The organism is Eggerthella sp., from assembly GCF_048329335.1.
GTDB classification, from domain to species: Bacteria; Actinomycetota; Coriobacteriia; order Coriobacteriales; family Eggerthellaceae; genus Eggerthella; species Eggerthella lenta.
The window spans coordinates 1-2,369 of the sequence record NZ_DBFEGU010000441.1; the positions used below are offsets into that span (position 1 = coordinate 1).

The 2,369-nt window shown below is 66.8% G+C and carries 3 protein-coding genes; all 3 read right to left on the reverse strand.

Features of this window, described 5'->3' with window-relative positions; translation table 11 throughout:
* A partial coding sequence (locus ACMO6A_RS13535; protein WP_418471421.1) for a YcjF family protein occupies positions 1-885 on the reverse strand: 885 nt, incomplete at its 3' end.
* 14 nt (positions 886-899) lie between these two features.
* A complete protein-coding gene (locus tag ACMO6A_RS13540; protein WP_009608344.1) occupies positions 900-2,093 on the reverse strand; it encodes an FtsW/RodA/SpoVE family cell cycle protein in 1,194 nt (397 codons plus the stop codon).
* Between the two features lie 23 nt (positions 2,094-2,116).
* Positions 2,117-2,369 (reverse strand): penicillin-binding transpeptidase domain-containing protein (locus tag ACMO6A_RS13545; RefSeq protein ID WP_418471422.1); only part of this gene is annotated, 253 nt, incomplete at its 5' end.

A 2,369-nucleotide genomic window follows, 5' to 3' on the forward strand; every position in this document is an offset into this window, starting at 1 on the left:
GCCCGTGTAGCCGATGGCGGCTTTCACGGCCCAGCCGAGCGCGGGTACGAACGCCACCAGCTGGCGCGCCACCGCGCGGCAGGCGAACGCGCCGCCCACGAGGGCCGCAAGCTCCTTCACGCGCTCCATGTTGAGCTCTTCTCCGTACGCGGCGGCAATCATGAGCAGCATCTTCGCTTGGTTGAGCGTCATGACCGGCATGTCGGCGCCCGGAATGATGACCAGCAGGCCCACGCCCGCGTTCTGCAGCGCCGTGGAGTTCACGGCTTCCAGCGACAGGGGCTTGCGCACGAACGGGAACGCCAGCGCGAACGCGAGGCGCTTGTCGTTGCACGCGGCGATCACCCAGCCGCCCATGCGCTCGCTGAGCGAGCCGACGGCGGCGCCGTCGAGAGCGTACGGCTCGTTCGGCGAACCGGCGCCCAGAGCCTGCACGGCCTCGGCGCCGCCCGCAGCGGCATCGGGCACCGGCAGCACAGCCGGCTCGGCCTTGGGGGGCTTGGGGAAGACGAGGTCGCCCTGCGGGATGGGCGCGCCCTGCGCCTTCGCGATGTCGGCCACGAGAGCGGGCAGCGTGGTGACCACCATCACGGGGACGCCCGCCGCGCGAACCTGCGCCGCGTACTCCCCCACCTGCTCGTTCAAACCCGCCACGATGACGGCCATGTCGTCGCCCGAGAACGGCGCGAACGGGCGGCCGTCGAGGTACATGAGCGACACGCGGGCGTGCGGCGACGCGCTGGCGAACGCTTGGCGCACGTGCGCCTGCACGTCGCCCGGCGCGCTGTCGTCGAGGTAGACGCTCACCGACAGCGTCGTGCGACGCGCCTCGTCGATATTGGTGGCTTCGTCGATAACCGCTTTGATGTCAACGGGTAGCTGCATAACCGCCCCTTTTCCTAGCGTTGCTTCTGGATGTTGTGAGTCCATACCGAGCCGATCATGCCGAGCATGATGAAGTTCATCACCATGCCCGTCGCTCCGTAGCTCACGAACGGCAGGGGGATGCCCGTGATGGGCATGAGCCCGCAATCCATGCCGATGTTTTCAAGAATCTGGAACAACCACATGCCGACGACGCACATGACGATGGTCATGCCGAACAGATCGCACGAAGCGACGGCAATGCGAAAGCTTATCAAAACCAGGCCGGCATACAAGGCCAGCAGCGCCATTACACCTAAAAACCCCAGTTCCTCGGCCAGCACGCAGAAGATGAAGTCGGTGGGAGCCTCGGGCAGGATGCCCAGCGTATGCTGCGTTCCCTGGAACAGGCCCTTGCCGAACAGGCCGCCCGACCCGATGGCGATCTGAGCCTGCTTGAGGTTGTAGCTCTCGCCCGTGGGGTCGATGTCGGGATCGAGGAACACGAGCAGGCGGTTGCGCTGATATTGCTTGAGCAGCTTGTACTCGCCGGTGGAGTTGTAGATGATCTGGTCCACGACGAACACGGCGATGACGGCCGCAACGAAGGCCGCGAGGGTGATCAGCAGGTACTTCGGACGCGCACCTCCTACCACGAGGGCGACCGCGCCGATGCATAGGTACACCAGGCCCGTGCCCAGGTCGGGCTGCGTCATGATGCAGGCGAACGGCACCAGCATGAGGCCGAGGGCCTTGACGTACTCGCGCGGGTCGTCCAGCCTGCCGCCGTAGCGCGCCATGATGCTGGCGTCCAGCAGGATGACCGTGATCTTGGCGAACTCGCCCGGCTGGACCTGTATGCCCAGCTTGAGCCACGACTGCGCGCCCATGCCCGCGTCGGTTCCCAGCCCCGGTATGTGGGGCGAGAGGATGAGCGCCACGTTGACGATGAGGAACAGCATGGTGAAGTCCGACAGGCGGCGGTAGTCGAACCTCCAGACCAGCACCATGAACACGATTCCCAACGCGACGCCCGCCAGCTGGTTCGTGAACGAGTAGTCGCGGTCGTTGGCCACGGCCGACATCACGACGACGAGCCCGTACGACACCAGCAGCGCCACCACGAGGATGAACGGGATGTTGAGCCACGGGAAGCGTCGCGCGCGCGTGGCCTGCGCCACGATCTTGTCGGGCGCTTTCACTGAATCGATCTGCGGTAGCTGCGGCATAACGCCTCCTTTCCTCGCCTCGTCTAGTCGGTACGGCCGCCGGACGTCGCGGCGCCCGCGCCTTCGAGGACCTTGCCGGTGGCTCCGGCGATCACGCCCATGCCGGCGCCCGGATCCTCCGCGGACTCGCTGGCAAGCGCAGCCGCCAGAACCTTCGCGCCCAGCGGGGCCGCCACGGCCGAACCGCCGCCGCCGTGCTCGACCACGCAGGCCACCACGTACTGCGGATCGTCCACCGGCGCGTAGCAGGCGAACCACGCGGTGTCGGCCATGTTG